Here is a 22431-nt window from a genome sequence, read left to right on the forward strand (position 1 = left end):
GCCGGTGTCCGCAGGCGCGCCCGGTCAGTGCGCCGAGGCGCGGCGGGCGCGGTGCAGGAAGTCCTCGACCCGGGCGCGGTCCGGTTCGGGCGGCAGGGGCGTGGCCGCCAGACCCTGCTCCGTCCCCTCGGCGAGCCGGGCCATCCAGGACTCCACCTCGTCCCAGGTCAGCTCGCCGCGCCGGACGGCGAGCAGCCGCTCCCGGTGCGGGCCCGCGTCGACGGTCAGCCGCCCGGTGCGCAGCAGGTCGCGGCAGGAGATCAGCAGCCGGAGCAGGTGCATGGCGTGCTTCCAGCGCGGGGCCCCGTGGAGCCGGACGTCCGCTTCCAGCTTGCGCCGCTGGCCCTCCGCGTACCGGGTGAAGGAGACGTGGGCGTGCCGGGAGAGGAACGCGCCGCGGAGGTCGAGGAGTTCCTCGCCCACCGGGGTGAGCCGCTCCACGAGGGGGGAGTGCAGGCACTCCAGGACGTTCGGGTTGGCCTTCAGGGCCAGCTCGCAGAAGCGTTCCAGCTCCCAGGAGAACTCCTCCGGCCGGGGACCCTCGACATGGGTGGGAGGCTTGTCGAACCGCCAGAACAGCGGCGTCGGGGCGAGGTAGACCCCGCGCCGGTCGGTGTCGCTCGCCTCCGTCGCCAGTCCGAACGCCCGCGAGCCCATCACGCACGCGTAGACGGTGTGCTCGCGCACCAGGGCGAGGGGATCGGCACTCTGTTCGCTCGTACGGTCCATGCCGGGAGGTTAGGCGGGACCGCGCCGGTCAGGCGAGCGTGATTTCCCCGCCCGTGACCTGGACCTTCCGCTCGGGCAGCGGCTTGGTCGCCGGCCCCTTGGTCACCGCGCCGTCGGAGGCGTCGAACTCGCTGTCGTGGCAGGGGCAGACGATCGAGCCGTCCTGCACCTTGTTGACCAGGCAGCCCTGGTGCGTGCAGACCGCCGAGAAGGCCTTGAACGTGCCGGCCTCGGGCTGGGTGACGACGATCTTCTCCGCCTTCAGCACGGTGCCGCCGCCCACCGGCACCTCGGAGGCCTTCACCAGACCCTTGGGCACCGCGGCGCCGCCGGTGGCCGGGCTGCCGGACGACTCGGGCGTCGGCTCGGTCGCCTCGCCGCAGGCGGTCAGCGCGCCGCCGGCGAGGGCGGCTGCGCCCGCCGCCAGGACGGTACGGCGGGCGGTGCGCGTGGGGTCGCTCATCGGGGATCTCCTCGGTCGGTTTCCGGGACGGCGAGGAGCATCCTGGCGCCTGCCGGCGGCCGGGGGAAGTACGCCGCGCCGGATCAGCCGCGCGGCCGCCAGGGGGCCAGTTCGGCCGGCCGGCCCGGGACGCGGACGACTTCCCAGACCCGGGCGACGGCGGCCCGGTCCACCGGCCCGTGCAGGTGCGGGTACCGGGCGCCGGATTCACCCTCCCGGCGGACCTCGGAGGTCAGCGCCCGCTCGTCCAGCTCCACGGCGAGCAGCGTGCCGGGGGTGTCCCGGTAGTGGGCGTCGGCGATCGCCAGGGCGGTCGGCCGGTCCGCCGAACAGTGCACGAAACCCTCGGAGTCGAGGGAGGGCGGCGCGTACGGCAGCTCCGGGGCGGCGGACCAGTCGGCGAGCGGAACGACGTGGAAGATCATGCCGCTGTTGTAGCGCAGCCCGCGGCCGGTACCGGCCAGGGCCCCCACCGACTGGCGGAACGGCATGGTTCGGGGGAGATTGTCGGTGTTCCGGAGCCGGGTGGACCCCGCGGGCCCGCCCGGTCCCCTTCATCCCTCTTCGTCCCTCTTCGAAAGGCGACACGATCATGGCGGGAAACGACCTCGGCTCTCTCCTCGGCGGCCTCCTCGGCGGTGGCCAGGGCGGCGGCGGGAGCAACGTCCTCGGCGCCCTGCTCGGGGCCCTGACGAGCGGGGGCGGCGCCCCGGGCGCCCAGACGTCCGGCAACGGGAACCCGCTGGGCGGACTCCTGGACATGCTGACCAGGTCCGGCCTGGCCGACCAGGCCCGGTCCTGGGTAGGCACCGGCGAGAACCAGCCCGTCAGCGGCTCGCAGATCAAGGAGGCGCTGCCCGACGACACCCTGCGCGAGGTCGCCCAGCGCGTCGGGGTCAGCCCCGAGCAGGCGGCGGACGAGCTCGCGCAGACCCTGCCGGGGGCCGTGGACAAGCTGACCCCGAACGGCGCGGTGCCCACCGAGTCGCTGGAGGACATCGTCCGGAAGCAGGGCCTCTGACCCCGGCCGGACCCGCCCCCCTCACGCGCTCCGCCGTCCCAGGACCCGGTGACCGTCTCGCAGGACGGTCACCGGGTCCTTCCCGCCGTGCCGGGTGACTACCCTTCAGGGGAAGACCGAGCCGCAACGCAGGACCGTCCAACGAGGAGCGCCCAGAGTGAGAACCGCCGTCGTCATCGGAACCGGGCTGATCGGTACCTCCGCGGCGCTCGCCCTCGCCGGCCGGGGCGTCACCGTCCACCTCGCCGACCACGACCCGGCCCAGGCGCGCACCGCCGCCTCGCTCGGCGCCGGCACCGACGACCCGCCCGCCGGCCAGGTCGACCTCGCGGTCATCGCCGTACCGCCCGCGCACGTGGCCGCGACCCTGGCCCGCGCCATAGAACAGGGTCTGGCCCGTGCCTACGTGGACGTCGCCAGCGTCAAGGGCGGCCCCCGGCGCGAGCTGGAGGCCCAGGGCGTCGACGTCTCCGCCTACATCGGCACCCACCCCATGGCCGGACGGGAGAAGTCCGGCCCGCTGGCCGCCACCGCCGACCTCTTCGAGGGACGGCCCTGGGTGCTCACCCCCGCCCGCGAGACCGACCACGAGGTGCTCAACCTCGCGCTGGAACTCGTGGCCCTGTGCCGGGCCGTGCCCGTCGTGATGGACGCCGACGCCCACGACAAGGCCGTCGCCCTCGTCTCGCACACCCCGCAGCTGGTGTCCTCCATGGTCGCGGCCCGCCTGGCGGAGGCCGACGAGAGCGCCGTACGGCTCTGCGGACAGGGCATCCGCGACGTGACCAGGATCGCCGCCTCGGACCCCCGGATGTGGGTGGAGATCCTCTCCGCCAACCCCGGACCCGTCGCCGAGGTGCTCTCCGGCATCGCCGCCGACCTGGAGGAGACCGTCCAGGCCCTGCGGGGCCTGGCGTCGGCCGACGAGACCAAGCGGCAGGACGGCGCCGCCGGCATCGAGGACGTCCTCCGCCGCGGCAACGCCGGCCGGGAACGCGTCCCGGGCAAGCACGGCGCAGCCCCCGCCTCCTACGAGACCGTGGCCGTCTTCATCAGCGACAAGCCGGGCGAGCTGGCGAGGATCTTCGCGGACGCCGGCCGCGCCGGGGTCAACGTCGAGGACGTACGGATCGAGCACGCCACCGGCCAGCAGGCGGGCCTCGTGCAGCTGATGGTCGAACCCCGGGCCGTGCCGGCGCTCACCGCCGAGCTCCGCGAGCGCGGCTGGGCCCTGCGCCGGCAGTGACGCGGCGGCGGGGCCCCGCGGCACCGGCGGCGGGCGGGGCCCTTCCAAAGGCCCGGTAACCTTGACCGGGGGCGCTTTTGGCGCGCCCGGACAACGTCTGCCACCAGGAAGGTGCCCACCCGTGGAAACCGCCGCTCCGTCCGCCGTGATCGTCGCCATCGACGGTCCTTCCGGCACGGGCAAGTCCAGCACCTCCAAGGCCGTGGCCGCCAAGCTCGGCCTCCGCTATCTGGACACCGGTGCCCAGTACCGGGCCATCACCTGGTGGATGATCACCAACGGGATCGACATCACGGACCCGCACGCCGTCGCGACCGCCGCGTACAAGCCGGTCATCGTCTCGGGCACCGACCCGTCCGCGCCCACCATCACGGTGGACGGCGTGGACGCCTCCGGCCCGATCCGCACCCAGGAGGTCACCTCCAGGGTCAGCGCGGTCAGCGCCGTGCCCGAGGTCCGGACGATCATCACCGACCTGCAGCGGACCATCGCCGCCGACGCCGCGGAGGGCATCGTCGTCGAGGGCCGCGACATCGGCACCACCGTGCTGCCCGACGCCGACCTGAAGATCTTCCTGACCGCCTCCCCCGAGGCCCGCGCCGCCCGCCGCAGCGGCGAGCTCAAGGGCAAGGAGGCCACCGACCTGGCGGCCACCCGCGAAGCCCTGATCAAGCGGGACGCCGCCGACTCCGGCCGGAAGACCTCCCCGCTGGCCAAGGCCGACGACGCCGTCGAGGTCGACACCACCGAGCTCACCCTCGACCAGGTGATCGAGTGCGTGGTCACCCTCGTGGAGGAGAAGCGGGCGGCGGTCAAGTGAGCGACACGCCCTCCCCCAGGGGTGCGGCGGTCGGGCGGCGCATCGGCATCGGGCTCATGTACGGGCTGTGGAAGCCCCGCGTGCTCGGCGCCTGGAAGGTACCGGCCACCGGGCCGGTCATCCTGGCCGTCAACCACTCCCACAACATCGACGGGCCCATGCTCATGGGCACCGCCCCGCGACCGGTCCACTTCCTGATCAAGAAAGAGGCCTTCGTGGGGCCGCTCGGCACCTTCCTGGAGGGCATCGGGCAGGTCAAGGTCGACCGGAACGGCACCGACCGCACCGCCGTCACCGGCGCCCTCGGCGTGCTGTCCGCCGGCGGGGTCCTCGGGATCTTCCCGGAGGGCACCCGCGGCGAGGGCGACTTCGCCTCGCTGCGGTCCGGCCTCGCCTACTTCGCGGTGCGCAGCGGCGCCCCGGTGGTGCCGGTCGCGGTCCTCGGCAGCAATGATCACCGCGGCCGCCTCATAAAGGGTTTGCCCCCGCTCCGCGGCCGGGTCGACATTGTCTTCGGGGAGGCGTTCCAGGCCGGGGACCTGTCCGGCCGGCGCACCCGGCAGGCCCTGGACCTGGCCACCGTACGCATCCAGGACCGGCTCACCACCCACCTGAAGGAAGCCAGGCGCCTGACCGGGCGGTAGGCGAGACTTGAACCAGTAGTGGACCCGCGCGGCCGCGCGGGTGCCACCGACCACCACGAACGACGAGGAACGGACTTCATGAACGACCAGCACGACCACGGAGCGCTCGGCGACGCCGAGTACGCGGAGTTCATGGAGCTCGCCGCGGAAGAGGGCTTCGACATCGAGGACGTCGAGGGCGCCATCGAGGAGGCCGGGCACGGCCCGCTCCCCGTCCTCGCCGTCGTCGGCCGGCCGAACGTCGGCAAGTCGACCCTGGTGAACCGGATCATCGGCCGCCGCGAGGCCGTGGTCGAGGACAAGCCCGGCGTCACCCGCGACCGCGTCACCTACGAGGCGGAGTGGGCCGGCCGCCGCTTCAAGGTCGTCGACACCGGCGGCTGGGAGCAGGACGTCCTCGGCATCGACGCCTCCGTCGCCGCCCAGGCCGAGTACGCCATCGAGGCCGCCGACGCCGTGGTCTTCGTCGTCGACGCCAAGGTCGGTGCGACCGACACCGACGAGGCCGTCGTCAAGCTGCTGCGCCGCGCCGGCAAGCCGGTCGTCCTGGCCGCCAACAAGGTGGACGGCCAGTCCGGCGAGGCCGACGCCGCCTACCTGTGGTCCCTGGGCCTCGGCGAGCCCTACCCGGTCTCCGCGCTGCACGGCCGCGGCACCGGCGACCTCCTCGACCAGGTCCTGGCGGTGCTGCCGGACGCCCCCGAGCAGACCTTCGGCGGCTCCGCGATCGGCGGACCGCGCCGGATCGCCCTGATCGGCCGTCCGAACGTCGGCAAGTCCTCGCTGCTGAACAAGGTCGCGAGGGAGGAGCGGGTCGTCGTCAACGAGCTGGCCGGCACCACCCGCGACCCGGTCGACGAGCTGATCGAGCTGGGCGGGGTGACCTGGAAGTTCGTCGACACCGCCGGCATCCGCAAGAAGGTCCACCTCCAGCAGGGTGCCGACTACTACGCCTCCCTGCGCACGGCCGCCGCCGTCGAGAAGGCGGAGGTCGCGGTCGTCCTGATCGACTCGACCGAGAACATCAGCGTCCAGGACCAGCGCATCATCACCATGGCGGTCGAGTCGGGCCGCGCGATCGTGATCGCCTACAACAAGTGGGACGAGCTCGACGAGGAGCGCCGCTACTACCTCGAGCGCGAGATCGAGACCGAGATGCAGCAGGTCTCCTGGGCGCCGCGGGTGAACGTCTCCGCGCTCACCGGCCGGCACATGGAGAAGCTGGTCCCGGCCATCGAGACGGCGCTGGCGGGGTGGGAGACGCGGGTCCCGACCGGCCGGCTGAACGCCTTCCTCGGTGAGATCGTCGCCGCCCACCCGCACCCGATCCGCGGCGGCAAGCAGCCGCGCATCCTGTTCGGCACCCAGGCGGGCACCAAGCCGCCGCGGTTCGTGCTGTTCGCCTCCGGCTTCCTGGAGCACGGCTACCGCCGCTTCGTGGAGCGCCGCCTGCGCGAGGAGTTCGGCTTCGAGGGCACCCCGATCCACATCTCCGTCCGGGTCCGCGAGAAGCGCGGCGGCAAGAACGCCAAGAAGTAGGGCGGAGCCGCCGGGAGTCAGGACTCAGTAGGACCGGCGCGGTGCGGGCGGCAGGGCCGCCGGGACGTGGAACGTCCCGGTCTGGTGCTGTCGCCCGCCGCCGTGTCCGGAGGCGGCGGCGGTGCCGGCGTAGCGGGGCTGCTGGTCGTACGAAGCCGGCCAGGGCTCGGTCTGCCATGCGGAACCGTTCCAGCCGCCGACGCCGCTGTGGCCGCTGCTGTAGCCGGTGCCGTAGGAGCTGCCGTAGGTGCTGCCGTACGAGCTGGGCGGGGCCGCGGCCGGGTAGCCGGTGCTCCCGAACGCCGTGAACCCGAGGTCCTCCTCTCCTGTCCGGTCGTACGGCAGGGCCCGGAAGGACCGCAGGTACTCCGAGTACAGGGCGTCGTAGATCGGGGTCTGCGAGGCGCTGTGCGTCCGCATCGGGGGGAGGTGGGGGTCGTATGCATGCACGTACCTGCCAACGAAACTCGGGGCTCGCGGATGCGGGCACGGTACGGAAACGGGCAGAAAAACGCAGATCGCCGGGGGTGCGCGATCCGGATCGCGTACCCCCGGCGCGCGCCGGGAACGGCCTTGGGCCCGGGGCCGGGCCGCCCCTAGGCCGCGTACCCCAGGAACCTCGCGTCCCTTGCGGACCTCACGGACCTCGCTGACCTCACGTGCCGGCGAGGGGCATCGCGGCGGCCACCAGCTGGCCCGCGGCCGCCGCCTTGTCCAGGGCGTCGCGCAGCAGGTCCTCGCGCGGCTGCTGGCCGATGGAGCCGACGGGGGCCGCGTAGACCAGGACCTGGTTGGTCTTGTTGACGGCGGTCCGCCAGCCCTCGGTGACGGACAGCGCCTGGTGGGCCTGCCACCAGGCGACCTGGCCGGTGCCCTCGGCGTTGGGCTGGAGCACGGAGTGGAGCTGGCCGGTGGCCAGCAGCACGGACCAGCCGGCCAGCGGGGAGGGCACCGCGTCGGTGTCGGTGACGGGGATGAAGCCCTGCTCGATGAGGAGGGGCAGGAAGTCGTCGCCGGGGCCGGTGCTGCCGGGACGGGCGATGGGCGCGGTCGGCTCGACCACGAGGGCCGGGTAGAGCTCGCCCTGGATCAGGACCAGCCCGCTGGTGATGCCGAGGACGGCCTGGCCGCCGGGCACGGACTGCGGCGTCTCGCCGGTGATGCTGGCCACGGCGCCCTTGAGCTGCTCCTCGGACACGGTGACGACCTGCGAGGGGATGCAGGTCGCGTGGGCGAAGGCGAGGACGGCGGTCTCCTCGCCGACGAACAGCACGGTGCTGGTGCGTTCGCGCTCGGAGTCTCCCGGGGTGCGGCAGGAGGTGCAGTCGTAACTGCCCGGAGCGTTATCGCCGGCGAGCAGCAGGTCGGCTTCTTCGTCGCCGATCTCGGCGCGTACGTCATCACTGACGTCGAGCATGCGCGGCACGGGGTGACTCCTCGGACTAGGAAGGAACGGGTGCGCGGCCGGGCGGTTCCCGGCTCGCCGGGCACAACGGGGGAGCGGTCGCCGGGGTAACGCCGGACGAGGGAACGGAATCGAACCGGGCCCCCGAAGGGGTGAACGTGCCGATCGGGGCTTTCCCTTCGGTGCAACTCGTGTCCGCTTGTGGTCAGTTGATGGCGCCGGTTGGCCGTTTCCGGGGGTGGGGGCCGGTCGGCCGACCGGGCGGTCCCGCGGCGGGCGCCGCGCGCCGGGCCCGGCGGCCGCCGGGGCGCTGCGTAACGTGACCCGATGCCCAACCTCCGGATCCGGCGGGCCGTACCGGTGGCCGCCGCCGCGCTGGCGTTCGTCGTCCTGTCCCCCTCACCACCCGCGGCGTACGCGGCACCCCCGCCGCCGCCCGCGCCGGGCCCGGCCGGGGCGGCCGCCGTGGGATCGCCGGGGGTGATCGGCTCCGGGCCGGGGGACTGCGGGCCGGGCCGGGAGTGGCCGTGGGACTGCGTGGCCGACTGCGAGTCCAGCGGCCGCTGGAACATCAACACCGGCAACGGCTTCTACGGCGGGCTGCAGTTCTGGCAGCGGACCTGGGAGGACCACGGCGGCCTGCTGTTCGCGCCGCGCGCGGACCTCGCGACCCGGGCCCAGCAGATCCGGGTCGCGGAGGAGGTGCTGGGCACGCAGGGCTGGGAGGCCTGGCCGGAGTGCTCCCGGCGGTACGGACTCGCCGGCCGGATGCACGTGGTGCGGCCGGGGGACACGCTGACCGGCATCGCCCGCGCCCGCGGGGTCGCGGGCGGCTGGCGCGCCCTGTACGAGGCCAACCGCGCCCGCATCGGCCCCCGCGCGGGCGCACTCCGGGTCGGCACGATGCTGCACCTCCCGCCCCGGCCCCCGGCACCCCCGCCAGCTGCCCCGGCGGCCCCGGCGCCTATCCCTGCCCCGGCGACGCCGGCGCCTACCCCTGCCCCGGCGACGCCGGCGCCTACCCCTGCCCCGGCGACGCCGGCCACATCCAGCCGGGCAGACGCCTGACCCCAGCCGCCCCGGGCGCGGGCTGCGCGACTCCGGCTCCGCCGGTGCCCGCTCAATCGCCGCTCGGGCTTGAAGCGCGGCCCGGCTCCGCCAGGCACCCAGGGCTCCGCCCGGCCCCGCTCAATCGCCGCTCGGGCTGGAGGGTGCGGCCCGGCTGCGCCGTGTGGCCCGGGGGCTTCGCCCTGACCCGCTCTTGGTGGGGCTCCCAGGGGAGTGCCTTGCGGGCCGGTTCCGGGGTGGGCGTCTCCAGCCCCTCCGGCGTTTGAGGAGCGGGGTATGGGGCGGAGCCCCGTGTGTTCGGGCGAAGCATTGGCTGCGCGGCTCTGGCTCCGCCGGGGCCCGCTCAATCGCCGCTCGGGCTTGAAGTGCGGCCGGGGTCCGCCGGGTACCCGGGGCTTCGCCCGGGCCCGCTCAAACGCCGCTCGGGCTCGGTGGGGCCCGGGGGTGGGGCCCTGCGGGTCGGTGCCGGGCGGGGAATCCAGCCCCTCCGGCGTTTGAGGAGCGGGGTTCGGGGCGGAGCCCCGGGTGGCCCCGCGGTGTCGGGGTCCGCTCAGGCGGCGGCCATACAGGTGGGGTCGCCCGGTGCCCGGGGCGGCTGCTTGAGGTGGGCGCGGGGGCCGCTCAGTGTGGGAGGCCAGCGGGCCGCGCGGCCCGGACGGACGACGGACGGCGGTGAGCCACATGGGCTTCGGCGGACGAGGCGGAACCCGACGCAGGGCGGCGGCCGCCGTGCTGCTCCTGGGCCTGGCGGCCGCCGGATGTTCCTCCGACGGCGGCAGCGGCAGCAGCGGCGGCGGCGGCAGCCACACCGCCTCGGCGCCCGCCGTCGGACCCGACGACCCCGCGGCCGCCCGAGCGGAGATCGAGAAGAACTGGGCGGCCTTCTTCGACACCGACGTGCCGGCCGCGCAGAAGACCCGGCTCGTCGAGAACGGCACCGCACTCGCCCCGCTGCTCGCGTCGGTCGGCTCCGACCCCAAGGTGTCCGGGGCGGAGGCGGAGGTCACCGGCGTGGCGTTCAGCTCGCCCACCGAGGCGCAGGTGACCTACGAGCTGACCGTCCACGGGCTTCCGGTGGTCTCCGACGCCAAGGGCACCGCCGTGCTCCGTGACGACGTCTGGAAGGTGTCCGCCAAGACCCTCTGCTCCCTGGTGAAGATGGCCGGGACCACCGCCCCCGGCTGCTGACCCCCGCTCACCCCGCCCGCCCCCCGCCGCCCGCGCGGCATGCGGCAGACTCTGGGCATGCTGGACACCTCCGCGCGCCTGCTCCGCCTGCTCTCGCTGCTCCAGGCGCGCCGCGAATGGACCGGCGCCGACCTGGCCGAGCGCCTCGGCGTCACTCCCCGTACGGTCCGGCGGGACGTCGACCGGCTGCGGGAGCTCGGATACCCCGTGCACGCCAGCCCCGGCACGGGCGGCGGCTACCGGCTCGGCGCCGGCGCCGAGCTGCCCCCGCTGCTGCTGGACGACGAGGAGGCGGTGGCGGTCGCCGTGGGGCTGCGCACCGCCGCCGGCAACGGGGTGGAGGGCATCGGCGAGGCCTCCGTGCGGGCGCTCGCCAAGCTGGAGCAGGTTCTGCCGGGCCGGCTGCGGCGCCGGGTGGGCGCCCTCAACGAGTTCACCGTGTCCATGTTGCGCGGACCGCAGAGCTCCACCGTCGACCCCTCGGTGCTGACCGAACTCGCGGCGGTCTGCCGCGACGGCGAGCGCCTCCGGTTCGCCTACCTCGACCACGACGGCGTGGCCACCCGCCGGACCGTGGAGCCGCACCGCCTGGTGTGCAGCGAGCGGCGCTGGTACCTGGTGGCCTGGGACGTGGACCGGGCGGACTGGCGGACCTTCCGGGCCGACCGGATCGAGCCGAGGCCCCCGCACGGGCCGCGGTTCGACCCGCGCACCCCGCCCGCCGGCGACCTCGCCGCCTACGTGGCCGAGGGCGTCTCGCAGCGGGTGTACGCCGCCCGGGCCGTGGTGCGGCTGCACGTGTCAGCGGAGGAGGCCGGGCAGGCGGTGTCGCCCGCCGCCGGGGTGCTGGAACCGGTCGACGGGGCCTCGTGCCTGCTGCGCACCGGCGCGGCCAGCCTGGACGTGCTGCTGGTGCACGTCCTGCTGCTCGGCTTCGAGTTCGAGGTGCTGGAGCCGCCCGAGCTGGCCGACCGGGTCAGGGATGCCCGGGATCGGCTGACTCGGGCAGCTCTCCGGTCTGCGGGTCCACGCGCCGGAACTGGGCCAGCGCGTACTGGGGATGGTGCAGGTCGAACGCCGGGGACTCCGAACGGATCCGCGGCAGCTCGGTGAAGTTGTGCCGGGGCGGGGGACAGGAGGTCGCCCACTCCAGGGAGCGCCCGAACCCCCAGGGGTCGTCCACCGTGACCCGTCGGCCGTCCCGGTGGGTGGTCCACACGTTGTAGAGGAACGGCAGCGTGGACAGGCCCAGCAGGAAGGCTCCGACGGAGGAGACCGTGTTGAGCGCGGTGAAGCCGTCGGCGGCCAGGTAGTCCGCGTACCTGCGGGGCATGCCCTCGGCACCCAGCCAGTGCTGCACCAGGAAGGTGGTGTGGAAGCCGATGAAGAGGGTCCAGAAGTGGATCCGGCCGAGCCGCTCGTCGAGCAGCTTCCCGGTGAACTTGGGCCACCAGAAGTAGAAGCCCGCGAAGGTCGCGAAGACCACCGTCCCGAACACCGTGTAGTGGAAGTGCGCCACCACGAAGTACGAGTCGGTGACCTGGAAGTCCATCGGCGGCGAGGCCAGGATCACCCCGGTGAGCCCGCCGAACAGGAAGCTGACCAGGAAGCCGATCGACCACAGCATCGGCGTCTCGAAGGACAGGGAGCCCTTCATCATGGTCCCGGTCCAGTTGAAGAACTTCACCCCGGTGGGCACCGCGATCAGGAAGGACAGCAGGGAGAAGAACGGCAGCAGGACGGCTCCGGTGGCGAACATGTGGTGCGCCCACACCACCACCGACAGGCCGGTGATGGTGATGGTCGCGCTGACCAGGGTGACGTAACCGAAGATCGGCTTGCGGGAGAACACCGGCAGGATCTCGGTGACGATCCCGAAGAACGGCAGCGCGATGATGTAGACCTCGGGATGGCCGAAGAACCAGAACAGGTGCTGCCACAGCAGGGCCCCGCCCCACTGGGGCTGGAAGACCACCGACCCGAACCGGCGGTCGGACTCCAGCACCAGCAGGGCCGCGGCGAGCACCGGGAACGCGAACAGCACCAGGACCGACGTGAGGAGCACGTTCCAGGTGAAGACCGGCATCCGGAACATGGTCATGCCGGGGGCCCGCATCCCGATGATGGTGACGGCGAAGTTGACCGACCCCAGGATGGTGCCGAAGCCCGACAGGGCCAGACCCATGATCCACATGTCGGCACCGATGCCGGGGGACCGGTCCAGGCTGTTCAGCGGGGCGTAGGCGGTCCAGCCGAAGTTCGCCGGGCCGGTCGGGGTGATCAGCGAGAACAGCACGATCAGCCCGCCGAAGAGGAACAGCCAGTACGACAGCATGTTCAGCCGCGGGAACGCGACGTCCGGCGCGCCGATCTGGAGCGGCATGATCTCGTTGGCGAACCCGGCGAAGGTCGGGGTTGCGAAGAGCAGCAGCATGATCGTGCCGTGCACGGTGAAGGCCTGGTTGAACTGGTTGTTGGTCACCAGCTGCAGGCCGGGCCGGGCCAGCTCGGCCCGCATGACCAGGGCCAGCACCCCGGCCACGAGGAAGAACAGGAACGACGTGACCAGGTAGAGGTGGCCGATCTTCTTGTGGTCGGTGGTGGTCAGCCAGTCGACGAGGACCCGCCCGCGGTGCGCCATCGATGGTCTCCTCACTGGGGCGGCATCGGACACGGGTCACGATGCTCCCAGCCGGGCCGCGGCAACCGGCAGCGGACGCGCCAGAGGAGGCGCGGGTGGAGAAGAAGTGATGGTTTCGTGGACGAGGGCGGTGGTCCGGACCATGGAGTGCGGACGGCCCCCGGACCGGTCTTCCGGAGGCGGACGGAGCCAATTCCGGGGCGGAATTCCGGCCCCTCCGCGGAGAATTGGCAAGAGGGTTTGCGCCGGGCGTGTCGCGCCCCGCAAAACGCCGGACCGGGCCGCGAATCCGTCGGTTCGGGTGAAGGGTGCCGGTGAAACAGTTGTCGACATTCCGTGACCCAAGCGTGACCCGCCACGGCTGAAGTCGTGGGCGCCGGGCTGACGCGGCGGCGCCGGCGCGGGGGCCCGGTGGTGCGTACCGGCCCCCGCGCGACGGGTGGTTCAGCCCCCGGCGACCGGCCGGGCGGAGGGGGTGCGGGCGGCCCGCTCGGCGTGCGCCGGCCGCCGGCCGCCGTGGGGTCCCACCGGGGCGCGCTCGGAGCGGATGACGTGCGGCCGGGTCGTCAGGTGCACCACCGCGGTCCGCGGCGCCGCGGGCCGTACGGCCGCACGGGCGCCCACCGGCACCGGAGCCGGGGACGGCGCGGGTGCGGTGGCCCGGCCGGCCGGACGGCGGAGCGCCTGCTCGCGCACCTCGAAGATCCAGGCCTCGGCGCGGGCGATCAGCGGCTCGAACCAGGGCAGGGCCAGCAGGATCAGCAGGCCCGCGGCCCAGCCGAGCAGCACGTCGCTGACCCAGTGGGTGCCGAGGTAGACGGTGGTGGCGCCGACGCTCAGGGCGACGACGGCGGAGAGTACCGAAAGGTTCCGCCGGGTGCGCACGGTGGAGGCCAGGTAGGCCAGGATTCCCCAGGTCACGACGGCGTTGGCGGTGTGGCCCGAAGGAAATATATCCCCGCCGGCGAAGAGCTCGGCGGAACCGATCCGGGTGGCGTAGTGCGGACCGAGCCGCCCCAGACCGAGCTTCACCGAGCCGACCGTGACGTTCAGCAGCAGCAGTGCGACGCCCAGGGTGAGCAGCGGGCGGATGGTGTGCTGCCGCCAGGAGCGCCAGCCCAGCCAGGCGGCGACCATGACCGCCGTGGGCCCGCGCTGGCCCAGCACGACGAGGTAGTCGAGGAAGGCGTGCAGCTCCGGCCACTGCTCGTAGGGCCGCCAGAACATGACCTGCCAGTCCAGCCGGACCAGCCAGGAAGTGGTCAGGACGGCGACGACAATCGCCAGATAGAACGCGAGGGTTGACGCGAAGAGCACCGCACGGTGCCGGCTCATCTGCGGCGTTTGCAGATGAGCCGGTCGTTCGGGTTCACGGTCGAGGCGGGCGAAGAGCCGCTCCAGACGGGTGAATGATTGGTCGGTACGCACTCAATCGACGTTACCGCGCGCGCGTGGTCGACCCGGACCTATGGCGCCGTTTGTGATGACCATGTGATGTGGAGCAGGTCTCACTCCGGCCTTTATTCCCGGGAAATCCAGCAATTCTCCAAAGGGCTTACCCGGCTTTTATGTCGAGGCGTCAATTCCGCATCGGCAAAAGAATGGAATTGACGCTTCCGCTAAGGCGGACCGGAACCGTTCAGCCAGAACGCGCCGTACACCGCCGCCACCACGGCCGCCGCCCCGAGCGCAGCCGCCGCCCGCCCCCGCCGCCACCGGGCCAGCCCCGCAGCCACCGGGAACACCAGGGGGAACGCCGGCAGCAACAGCCGCGGCTTCGACCCGAAGTACCCCGACGCGCACAGCGCCAGCGCCACCACGATCCCGCAGTACACCAGCAGCGGCACGGGCTGCCGCTGCCGCACGCACGACGCGTACAGCCACAGCACCAGCAGCACCCCCGCCACCAGACCCACCCCCGCAGGCCACGCCGACGACCCCAGCCGGGCCCCGACGAACCGCGCGAAGGCCAGCCCCCCGTCGAAACCGTTCCCCCAGCCGGCCTGCACCTCCAGATAGCCGAGCACTCCCCGGCCGGTCCACGCCCCCACCCACAGCACGTACGCCGCCGCCCCCGCCGGAGCGAGCAGCACCCCCACCGCCGTACGCCACGACGCCCGGCCGGCACGCCAGGCCATGGCCGCCGCCACCCACACCCCGGCCACCACCGCCGCACCGACCGGGCGGGTCAGCCCCGCCCCGGCGGCGAGCAGCCCGGCCGTGATCCAGTGGCCGCGCAGCGCCCCGTACAGCGCCCACGCCGCCAGGGCCGTGAACAGGGACTCGCTGTACGCCATCGACTGCACGATCCCCACCGGCAGCGCCGCCCAGGCCGCCGCCGCACACACCCCGGCCCGCGGCCCGTACAGCCGGTCGGCGACCGCGAAGATCCCCCAGGCCGCCGCGAGCCCCGCCACCGCCGACACCACCAGCCCGGCCGACCCGTACGACGACCCCGTCACGGCGGACACCAGCCGCTCCAGCCAGGGCAGCAACGGGAAGAACGCGAGGTTCGAGTGGACGTCGCCGTCCGGCAGGGTGATCGCGTACCCGTAACCCTCGGCGGCGATCCGCGCGTACCAGAGGGAGTCCCAGCGGGCCGACAACAGCTGGTGCGGACTGCTGCCGGCGACCGCCCCCCACACCCCGAGCACGGTCAGCACCAGCAGGCGGACCGCCGCGAAGGCGAGCAGGGCGGGCGCGGCCCGGCGAACGGCAAGATCTTTCACGGGCATGATTATCGGTGGTGTCCGACAGGGGCCCACGGGAAGGAACCACGGACCGTGACCCCGCGTGCACGAGGGGGAGGTGCGAGTGGCGCACGCCACACCCCGGCCGCCGCCGGGGTGAGAGCTTGACCACGTGCCGCCTGACCGAACTCGCGTACGCTGGCCGTTCACTCGCGTGTCGATGCCGGACCCCGTAAACCCAAGCCGCTCACCCGCGGCACGTCACAACGCTGGTCCACCGAACGCGAGGGATCACTGGGAGGTACATGCATGTCCGGACCGAAGTCCTGGCAGCGGCTCACCGCGGTCGCGGGCGGAGCCAATCGCTGGGTGGTCCTGGCCGTCCTGTGCGTCAGCCTGGTCCTCGTCGCCCTCGACGCGACCATCCTGCACGTCGCCGTCCCCTCCGTCACCGAGGACCTGCGCCCCGGCTCCATCGAACTCCTCTGGGTCGTGGACGCCTACCCGCTGGTCTGCGCCTCGCTGCTGATCCTCTTCGGCACGCTGGGCGACCGGGTCGGACGGCGCCGGATCCTGCTCCTGGGCTACGGGCTCTTCGGCGTGGCCTCGGCCATCGCCGCACTGGCCGACAACGCGCAGGTCCTGATCGCCGCGCGGGCCCTGCTGGGCGTCGGCGGCGCGATGATCATGCCGGCCACGCTGTCGATCCTCCGCCAGGTCTTCCCCGACCGGAAGGAACGCGCCCTGGCCATCGGCATCTGGACCGCGGTCGCCGCCATCGGCGCGGCCAGCGGGCCGGTGCTCGGCGGCTTCCTGGTGCAGCACTTCTGGTGGGGCTCGGTCTTCCTCATCAACATCCCGCTGATGGTGCTGATCCTCCCGCTCGGGCGGTGGCTGCTGCCGGAGTCGCGGGGAGCGGCGGACGGCCCCTGGGACGTGGTCGGCGCGCTGATGGCCGCGGCGGGTGTGCTCGGCGTGGTGCTCGGCGTGAAGCGGGCCGGGGCCGACCAGAGCTTCCTCGACCCGCGGGCGTTCGTACCGCTGCTGCTGGGCGCGGTCCTGCTCGTCCTCTTCGTCCGCAGACAGAAGCGGCGGGAGCACCCGCTGATCGACATGCGGATGTTCTCCCGGGTCACCTTCACCACCTCGGTGGGCTGCATCGTGCTCGCCATGCTGGCGCTCGTCGGCCTGGAGCTCATCGCCGTCCAGTACCTCCAGCTGGTGCTCCACCTGTCCCCGCTGGAGACCGGGCTGCGGCTGCTGCCGCTGACCTTCGCGGCGATGGCCGCGGGCGGCACCGGGTCGTACACCCTGCACCGGATCGGGCCGCGGGCCATGGTCTCGCTGGGCTTCGCGCTGACCGCCTTCGCCGTGCTGCTGCTGACCCTCATGGGCCAGCACGACCGGCCGCTGCTGCTCACCCTGGGCTTCGTGCTGCTCGGCTTCGGCCTCCAGACGACGCTGTTCGCGGCGTACGAGTCCATGCTGAGCGAGGCCCCGGCGGAGGCGGCGGGCGGCGCGGCGGCGATCGGCGAGACCTCGTACCAGCTGGGCGCGGGCATGGGCATCGCGCTGCTCGGCAGCGTCATGAACGCGGCGTACGCGCCGGGGCTGGCGGACGTGCCGGGCGTCTCCGCCGAGGACTCCGCGGGTGCGGTGAACTCGCTCGGCGAGGCCTACCAGATCGCGGCGGCGCTCGGCGGCCCGGCGGGGGAGGCCCTTGAGACCGCCGCGCGCGTCTCCTTCGTCCACGGGCTGCACGTGACCCTGCTGGTCAGCGCGGGACTGCTGCTGACGGGGGCGGTGATGGCGCTGAAGCTGCCGCGGGCGATGGAGTGCGCGGATCCGGCGGCGCCGGCCGTGGAGGGGGGCGCGGTCCGCATCCCGGCCCAGCCCACGAAGGACCGCGACCCGGCCCACCACCCCGCCTGACGCCGGCCCCGGCCCGGCCCGCCCCGCGCCCCGCGGGGCCCTGCGGGCCGGGCCGGGTGCGGCACTCCAGCCGCTGGCCGCGCGGCTCGGCTCCGCCGGGTCCCGCTCGATCGCCGCTCGGGCTTGAGGTGTGGCCCGGCTGCGCCAGGTGTCCCGGGGGCTTCGACCGGGCACGGTCAATCGTCGCTCGGGGCCGGTCGGGGTTGAGGTGCGGGCCGGTGGGGGTTAGCGTCGGCGCGGAAAACTCGCAGTGCAAGGTTCCGCACAACCCCGCACCCCGCCGGAGGCGCCACCGTGTTCGTGCCCACCGATCCGCTCGGTCTCGACGAGCTGCTCACCCCCGAGGACCTCGCCATCCGCGACAGCGTGCGCGGCTGGGCCGCGGACCGGGTGCTGCCGCACGTCGCCGACTGGTACGAGAAGGGCGAGCTGCCCGGGATCCGCGAGCTGGCGCGCGAGCTCGGCGCGCTCGGGGCGCTGGGCATGTCACTGGAGGGCTACGGCTGCGCCGGCGCCACCGCCGTGCAGTACGGCCTGGCCTGCCTGGAGCTGGAGGCCGCGGACTCCGGCATCCGTTCCCTGGTCTCCGTCCAGGGGTCGCTCGCCATGTACGCCATCCACCGCTACGGCTCCGAGGAGCAGAAGCAGCAGTGGCTGCCGGGCATGGCCGCCGGCGAGTACATCGGCTGCTTCGGCCTCACCGAGCCCGACGTCGGCTCCGACCCCGCCGCCATGCGCACCCACGCCAAGCGCGACGGCACCGACTGGGTGCTGAACGGCCGCAAGATGTGGATCACCAACGGCTCCGTCGCCGCGGTCGCCGTCGTCTGGGCGCAGACCGAAGACGGGATCCGCGGGTTCGCCGTCCCCACCGACACGCCTGGCTTCTCAGCCCCGGAGATCAAGCACAAGTGGTCCCTGCGGGCCAGCGTCACCAGCGAGCTCGTGATGGACGACGTACGGCTGCCCGCCGACGCCGTGCTCGCCGGGGTCAGCGGACTCAAGGGGCCGCTGAGCTGTCTCAGCCACGCCCGGTACGGCATCGTGTGGGGATCGATGGGCGCCGCCCGCGCCTCCTTCGAGGCCGCGCTCGACTACGCGAAGACCCGCGAACAGTTCGGCCGCCCGATCGGCGGCTTCCAGCTCACCCAGGCCAAGCTCGCCGACATGGCGCTGGAGCTGCACAAGGGGATCCTGCTCGCCCACCACCTGGGCCGCCGGATGGACGCCGGGACGCTCCGCCCGGAGCAGATCAGCTTCGGCAAGCTCAACAACGTCCGCGAGGCCATCGAGATCTGCCGCACGGCACGCACCGTCCTCGGCGCCAACGGGATCAGCCTCGAGTACCCCGTCATGCGGCACGCAACCAACCTCGAATCGGTCCTCACCTACGAAGGAACCGTCGAGATGCACCAGTTGGTACTGGGCAAGGCACTCACCGGGCTCGACGCCTTCCGGTGAGCACCCCGCTCAGCTCTGGTTGAAGAAGCCGTCGGCGGCCCGGCCGCCCTCCCCGCTGACGATCTGCGTGTCGGCCGGGGTCAGCAGGAAGACCCTGGTCGCCACGCGCTCGATCGAGCCGCGCAGCCCGAAGGTCAGGCCGGCCGCGAAGTCGACCACGCGCTTCGCGTCGGCCGGGTCCATCGAGGAGAGGTTCACGATCACGGGGACGCCCTCGCGGAACAGCTCGCCGATGCCGCGGGCGTCGCGGAAGCCGTCCGGGGTGACGGTGGCGATGCGCCGTCCCTGCTCGACGGCCGAGTCGGAGACCACCCTGACCCGGGGGTCGGTGACCCACTGGTCGCCGCCGTGCGCACCGTGCGGGGTCTCCGCGTACTCGTCGTCGTAGTAGCGTTCGTCGTCGCTGTCCTCTACGAGGCCCAGCCAGGCACTCGCCTTGCGCACCGAACCCATGGACGCCTCCTTTCACCGCGGCTGTCGTCTGTCGTCTTCATCTCCGCAATCCCTATGGTCGTCCATGATGCTGACAACGCGCCAAGTGGATAGCCGCCGCGCAGGGCTTTCGTGACGGTACTGGTGCAGAACATCCGGTGCACGCTCAAGGTTCTCGGGAGCTACCACTGCTGACTGAGTGAAAATACGACCACTGCCTCCGTCCGGGTGACCGCAGCCGACGCACGGGTGAAGGCACTGGCTGGATACGATGCCCAGCAAGCACGCGCTCGACACACGGGGGACCCCAGATTGTTCGGCATCGTCAGACCCTGCACGCACCGGCTCGGCGAGCGGTTCAAGGCGGAGTGGATGGCCCATCTCTGCGGGCTGTGCCTGGCACTTAGGGGCGAGCGCGGACAGGCGTCCCGGATCGTCACCAACTACGACGGGCTGCTCGTATCCGTTCTGACGGAGGCTCAGTCCGGGGCGTCCGCAGGGGGCCGCCGCACCGCCGGCCCCTGCCCGCTGCGCGGCATGCGGACCGCCTCGGTGGCCGACGGTGAGGGTGCCCGGCTCGCGGCCGCCGTGTCGCTGGTCCTGGCCTCGGCGAAGGTCCGGGACCACGTCGCCGACCGGGACGGGCTGTTGGCCCGCGCCCCGATCGCGGCCGCCGCCCGCCGGGTCGCCAGGGGCTGGGACCGGGCCGGGGCCCGGACCGGGGCCGCGCTCGGCTTCGACACGGCCGTACTGGTCGAGGCGGTGGACCGGCAGCCGGGTGTCGAGGCCCTGGCCGGGCCCGGCACGCCGGTGCTCGCCGTGACCGAGCCCACCGAGACCGCCACCGCGGCCGCCTTCGCGCATACCGCGATCCTGGCGGGACGGCCAGGCAACGCCCCCTCGCTGGCCGAGGCCGGACGGTACTTCGGGCGGCTCGCGCACCTGCTGGACGCCGTCGAGGACCTCGGGGCGGACCGTGCCGCGGGCGCCTGGAACCCCCTCGACGCCACAGGCACCCCGCTCGCGGAGGCCCGGCGGCTCTGCGACGACGCCCTGCACGGCATACGCCTGGCACTGCGCGAGACCGAGTTCGCGGACGGAGGTCTCGCCCACCGGCTGCTGGTGCACGAGCTGCGGGCCTCGGTCGACCGGGCCTTCGGCACCAGCTCCTGCGGGCACGCGGGGACCGCCTCCGCGGCCGGACCCGGCCCGTACGGCGGCCAGGGTCCGTACGGCGGCCAGGGACCGTACGGTGGCCAAGGCCCGTACGGCGGTCAGGGCCCGTACGGTCGGAACCCCTACGGCGGGGGATCGCCCGGTGTGCCCGGCGGGCCGGGCGGACCCGGGATGCCGCCGCCCCCCGGCCCCGGCGGCTTCGGCGCGCCGCAGCCGCAGCGCCCGCAGCGCCGCGGCTTCTGGGCCGGCTGCGCGGTGGCCGTCGGCCTCTTCTGCACCTGCCAGATCTGCTGCGCCAAGGAGTACGAGGGGCCCTGGTCGCGGAAGAAGCGCGAGGGCTGCTGCCGCGACTGCGACGGGTGCGACGGCTGCGACTGCTGCTGCTGCCCCTGCGACGGCTGCTGAGGGACCCTCAGCTCCACACCGCCGGACGGCGTAGACCGAGGTGCCCGCCCCCGGCGGTGTGGAAGGGTGACCGGCATGAGCGATGACGCGGCCGCCGCCCGGCAGGAGCGGCACGGGCACGGGCCGGACACGGCGGTCGCCCCGTACGCCCCGCACACCGCCGCACCCGCCGGCTACCCGGAAGGTCGAATTCCGGCCGTCCGGGGGCGAGGGCGCGAGCGCGCGAGGACACGGGTGCCGAGGCCGGCCGGCCCCCCGGCCGGCCCTTCCGCGAGCGCCGCCGCCGCGGGTCCGCACGGCCGCCACGGCCCCCCCGTCCGCTTTCTCCAGCCACGATTTCCGGCCGCCGACGGCACCGCCGGGGCCGGTCCGAACCGGGGCCCCGCTGCCGCCCCGCACCCTCTGCGACCACTCCGTCCGCCCGTGCCCACCCCCCGGCGGAACCCCGCTCCTCGCGGTGCCCGCCCGTGAGCGGCGGCTGAATCCAGCCCTTGCCGACGGCTGACCAAGGACACGAGACTCCCGAGCAGCGCTTGTCAGGGGCACGGCCAAAATCCGGTACCCACGGGTCCGGTCGCGGTACCTGACTGCGCCTCACCACATGTCCGGACGACCCCCACACCCATCCGGGAGGACGACAAGTGAGGAAGAAGCGCATCACCCCCACCCGCCTGGCCGCGCTAGCCGCCGGCATGGCCGCCGTAGCCGCGCTCGCGGTACCCGCGACGGCCAGCGCCGACGACCAGGGCGGACAGGACGGCGGCTACAGCGCCGACCGGCTGGCCGCGGCCGACGCCGCGGTCCTGCGGGCCGACGTCGCCGGTACCGCCTGGCACACCGACACCGCCACCGGCACCCTGGTGGTGACGGCGGACTCCACGGTGTCGGCCGCCGACATCGCCAAGATCAAGCGCGCGGCAGGCCGGGACGCGGGGGCCCTGCGGATCGAGCGCACCCCGGGCAAGCTCACCAAGCTGCTCTCCGGCGGCGACGCCATCTACGCCAGCAGCTGGCGCTGCTCGGCCGGGTTCAACGTCCGCAAGGGCACCACGTACTACGTGCTCACCGCCGGCCACTGCACCGACGGCGCGGGCACCTGGTACACCAACTCGGCCCGCACCACGGCGATCGGACCGACGGTCGGTTCCAGCTTCCCGGGCAACGACTACGGCCTGGTGCGCTACAGCAACACCGCGCTGTCCCACCCGGGCGGCGTCGGCAACCAGGACATCAGCAGCGCCATCGACGCGACGGTGAACCTGGCCGTCACCCGGCGCGGCTCGACCACCGGTATCCACAGCGGCCGGGTCACCGGCCTCAACGCCACCGTGAACTACGGCGGCGGGGACATCGTCTACGGCATGATCCGCACGAACGTGTGCGCCGAGCCCGGTGACAGCGGCGGCCCGCTGTACTCCGGCACCCGCGCGGTCGGCCTCACCTCCGGCGGCAGCGGCAACTGCAGCACCGGCGGGACGACGTTCTTCCAGCCGGTCAAGGAGGCGCTGGCCGCCTACGGGGTGAGCGTCTACTGATCCCCGCGCGCCCGTTCGGACCCCTGGACGTCCTCC

At 73.5% G+C, this 22431-nt stretch carries 20 protein-coding genes and 1 pseudogene; 12 read left to right on the plus strand and 9 right to left on the minus strand.

Going from position 1 to position 22431, the window contains the following annotated elements; all coding sequences use genetic code 11:
• Window positions 1-24 precede the first annotated feature (24 nt).
• The 3 genes from ACFY61_RS16045 to ACFY61_RS16055 form a co-directional block, all read right to left on the minus strand.
• Entirely contained in the window at window positions 25-729 is a 705-nt protein-coding gene (locus ACFY61_RS16045) for a DNA polymerase beta superfamily protein (protein ID WP_389472152.1), read from the minus strand.
• 28 nt (window positions 730-757) lie between these two features.
• Window positions 758-1192 (minus strand): Rieske (2Fe-2S) protein, encoded by a 435-nt coding sequence (locus ACFY61_RS16050; protein ID WP_389472155.1) that lies wholly within the window; start codon window positions 1190-1192, stop codon window positions 758-760.
• Window positions 1193-1275: 83 nt separating this feature from the next.
• Window positions 1276-1683, minus strand: a complete 408-nt coding sequence (locus ACFY61_RS16055; RefSeq protein ID WP_389472157.1) for a DUF952 domain-containing protein — start codon at window positions 1681-1683, stop codon at window positions 1276-1278.
• Window positions 1684-1784: 101 nt separating this feature from the next.
• Between ACFY61_RS16055 and ACFY61_RS16060 the strand changes: the two genes are divergently transcribed.
• The 5 genes from ACFY61_RS16060 (at window position 1785) to der (ending at window position 6462) form a co-directional block, all read left to right on the plus strand.
• Window positions 1785-2213 (plus strand): YidB family protein, encoded by a 429-nt coding sequence (locus ACFY61_RS16060; protein ID WP_389472158.1) that lies wholly within the window; start codon window positions 1785-1787, stop codon window positions 2211-2213.
• A gap of 157 nt (window positions 2214-2370) precedes the next feature.
• Window positions 2371-3459 carry a prephenate dehydrogenase gene (locus ACFY61_RS16065; protein ID WP_389472159.1) on the plus strand — a complete coding sequence of 363 codons (1089 nt, stop codon included), beginning with the start codon at window positions 2371-2373 and terminating at the stop codon, window positions 3457-3459.
• Between the two features lie 121 nt (window positions 3460-3580).
• Window positions 3581-4279 (plus strand): (d)CMP kinase, encoded by a 699-nt coding sequence (cmk, locus tag ACFY61_RS16070; RefSeq protein WP_389472160.1) that lies wholly within the window; start codon window positions 3581-3583, stop codon window positions 4277-4279.
• Window positions 4234-4923: a lysophospholipid acyltransferase family protein gene (locus tag ACFY61_RS16075; RefSeq protein ID WP_389472162.1), complete on the plus strand. Its 690-nt coding sequence runs from the start codon at window positions 4234-4236 to the stop codon at window positions 4921-4923. The genes cmk and ACFY61_RS16075 overlap by 46 nt, the downstream gene beginning before the upstream one ends.
• 78 nt (window positions 4924-5001) lie before the next feature.
• Window positions 5002-6462, plus strand: a complete 1461-nt coding sequence (gene der / locus ACFY61_RS16080; protein ID WP_389472165.1) for a ribosome biogenesis GTPase Der — start codon at window positions 5002-5004, stop codon at window positions 6460-6462.
• A gap of 24 nt (window positions 6463-6486) precedes the next feature.
• Here der and ACFY61_RS16085 read toward each other — a convergent pair whose 3' ends face one another.
• Window positions 6487-6882 (minus strand): hypothetical protein, encoded by a 396-nt coding sequence (locus ACFY61_RS16085; RefSeq protein WP_389472168.1) that lies wholly within the window; start codon window positions 6880-6882, stop codon window positions 6487-6489.
• Window positions 6883-7117: 235 nt separating this feature from the next.
• A complete protein-coding gene (locus ACFY61_RS16090; protein WP_389472170.1) occupies window positions 7118-7888 on the minus strand; it encodes a hypothetical protein in 771 nt (256 codons plus the stop codon).
• 306 nt (window positions 7889-8194) lie between these two features.
• Here ACFY61_RS16090 and ACFY61_RS16095 point away from each other — a divergent pair, with 306 nt between their 5' ends.
• The 3 genes from ACFY61_RS16095 (at window position 8195) to ACFY61_RS16105 (ending at window position 11236) form a co-directional block, all read left to right on the plus strand.
• Window positions 8195-8935, plus strand: coding sequence for a transglycosylase family protein (locus ACFY61_RS16095; RefSeq protein ID WP_389472172.1), 741 nt, complete (start codon window positions 8195-8197; stop codon window positions 8933-8935).
• Window positions 8936-9616: 681 nt separating this feature from the next.
• Entirely contained in the window at window positions 9617-10123 is a 507-nt protein-coding gene (locus ACFY61_RS16100; protein WP_389472715.1) for a hypothetical protein, read from the plus strand.
• Between the two features lie 57 nt (window positions 10124-10180).
• Entirely contained in the window at window positions 10181-11236 is a 1056-nt protein-coding gene (locus tag ACFY61_RS16105) for a helix-turn-helix transcriptional regulator (protein WP_389472174.1), read from the plus strand.
• Here the strand turns inward: ACFY61_RS16105 and ctaD are convergent.
• From ctaD to ACFY61_RS16120, 3 genes and pseudogenes are all read right to left on the minus strand, one after another.
• Window positions 11172-12764 (minus strand): annotated as a pseudogene (ctaD, locus tag ACFY61_RS16110) (cytochrome c oxidase subunit I); the annotation flags it as partial. The gene ACFY61_RS16105 and the pseudogene ctaD overlap by 65 nt on opposite strands.
• 444 nt (window positions 12765-13208) lie before the next feature.
• The gene (locus ACFY61_RS16115; RefSeq protein WP_389472177.1) at window positions 13209-14192 is read right to left on the minus strand and encodes a phosphatase PAP2 family protein; all 984 of its coding nucleotides are present in this window, start codon (window positions 14190-14192) and stop codon (window positions 13209-13211) included.
• Between the two features lie 191 nt (window positions 14193-14383).
• Window positions 14384-15499 carry a glycosyltransferase family 39 protein gene (locus tag ACFY61_RS16120; protein ID WP_389472179.1) on the minus strand — a complete coding sequence of 372 codons (1116 nt, stop codon included), beginning with the start codon at window positions 15497-15499 and terminating at the stop codon, window positions 14384-14386.
• A 264-nt stretch (window positions 15500-15763) separates the two neighbouring features.
• Here ACFY61_RS16120 and ACFY61_RS16125 point away from each other — a divergent pair, with 264 nt between their 5' ends.
• Together ACFY61_RS16125 and ACFY61_RS16130 are read left to right on the plus strand one after the other, a co-directional pair.
• Window positions 15764-17386 carry an MFS transporter gene (locus tag ACFY61_RS16125; protein ID WP_389472182.1) on the plus strand — a complete coding sequence of 541 codons (1623 nt, stop codon included), beginning with the start codon at window positions 15764-15766 and terminating at the stop codon, window positions 17384-17386.
• A gap of 294 nt (window positions 17387-17680) precedes the next feature.
• Window positions 17681-18847, plus strand: coding sequence for an acyl-CoA dehydrogenase family protein (locus ACFY61_RS16130; RefSeq protein WP_389472185.1), 1167 nt, complete (start codon window positions 17681-17683; stop codon window positions 18845-18847).
• Between the two features lie 9 nt (window positions 18848-18856).
• Here ACFY61_RS16130 and ACFY61_RS16135 read toward each other — a convergent pair whose 3' ends face one another.
• Complete coding sequence (locus tag ACFY61_RS16135) at window positions 18857-19300, minus strand: cell division protein SepF (protein ID WP_389472188.1); 444 nt, start codon at window positions 19298-19300, stop codon at window positions 18857-18859.
• Between the two features lie 291 nt (window positions 19301-19591).
• On the opposite strand from ACFY61_RS16135, the gene ACFY61_RS16140 reads away from it, so the two are divergent.
• Together ACFY61_RS16140 and ACFY61_RS16145 are read left to right on the plus strand one after the other, a co-directional pair.
• Window positions 19592-20860 (plus strand): DUF5685 family protein, encoded by a 1269-nt coding sequence (locus tag ACFY61_RS16140; protein ID WP_389472190.1) that lies wholly within the window; start codon window positions 19592-19594, stop codon window positions 20858-20860.
• A gap of 641 nt (window positions 20861-21501) precedes the next feature.
• Window positions 21502-22395: a S1 family peptidase gene (locus ACFY61_RS16145; RefSeq protein ID WP_389472192.1), complete on the plus strand. Its 894-nt coding sequence runs from the start codon at window positions 21502-21504 to the stop codon at window positions 22393-22395.
• The last annotated feature ends 36 nt before the right edge of the window (window positions 22396-22431 follow it).

Source organism: Streptomyces sp. NPDC012888 (genome assembly GCF_042900645.1).
Classification (GTDB): Bacteria; Actinomycetota; Actinomycetes; order Streptomycetales; family Streptomycetaceae; genus Streptomyces.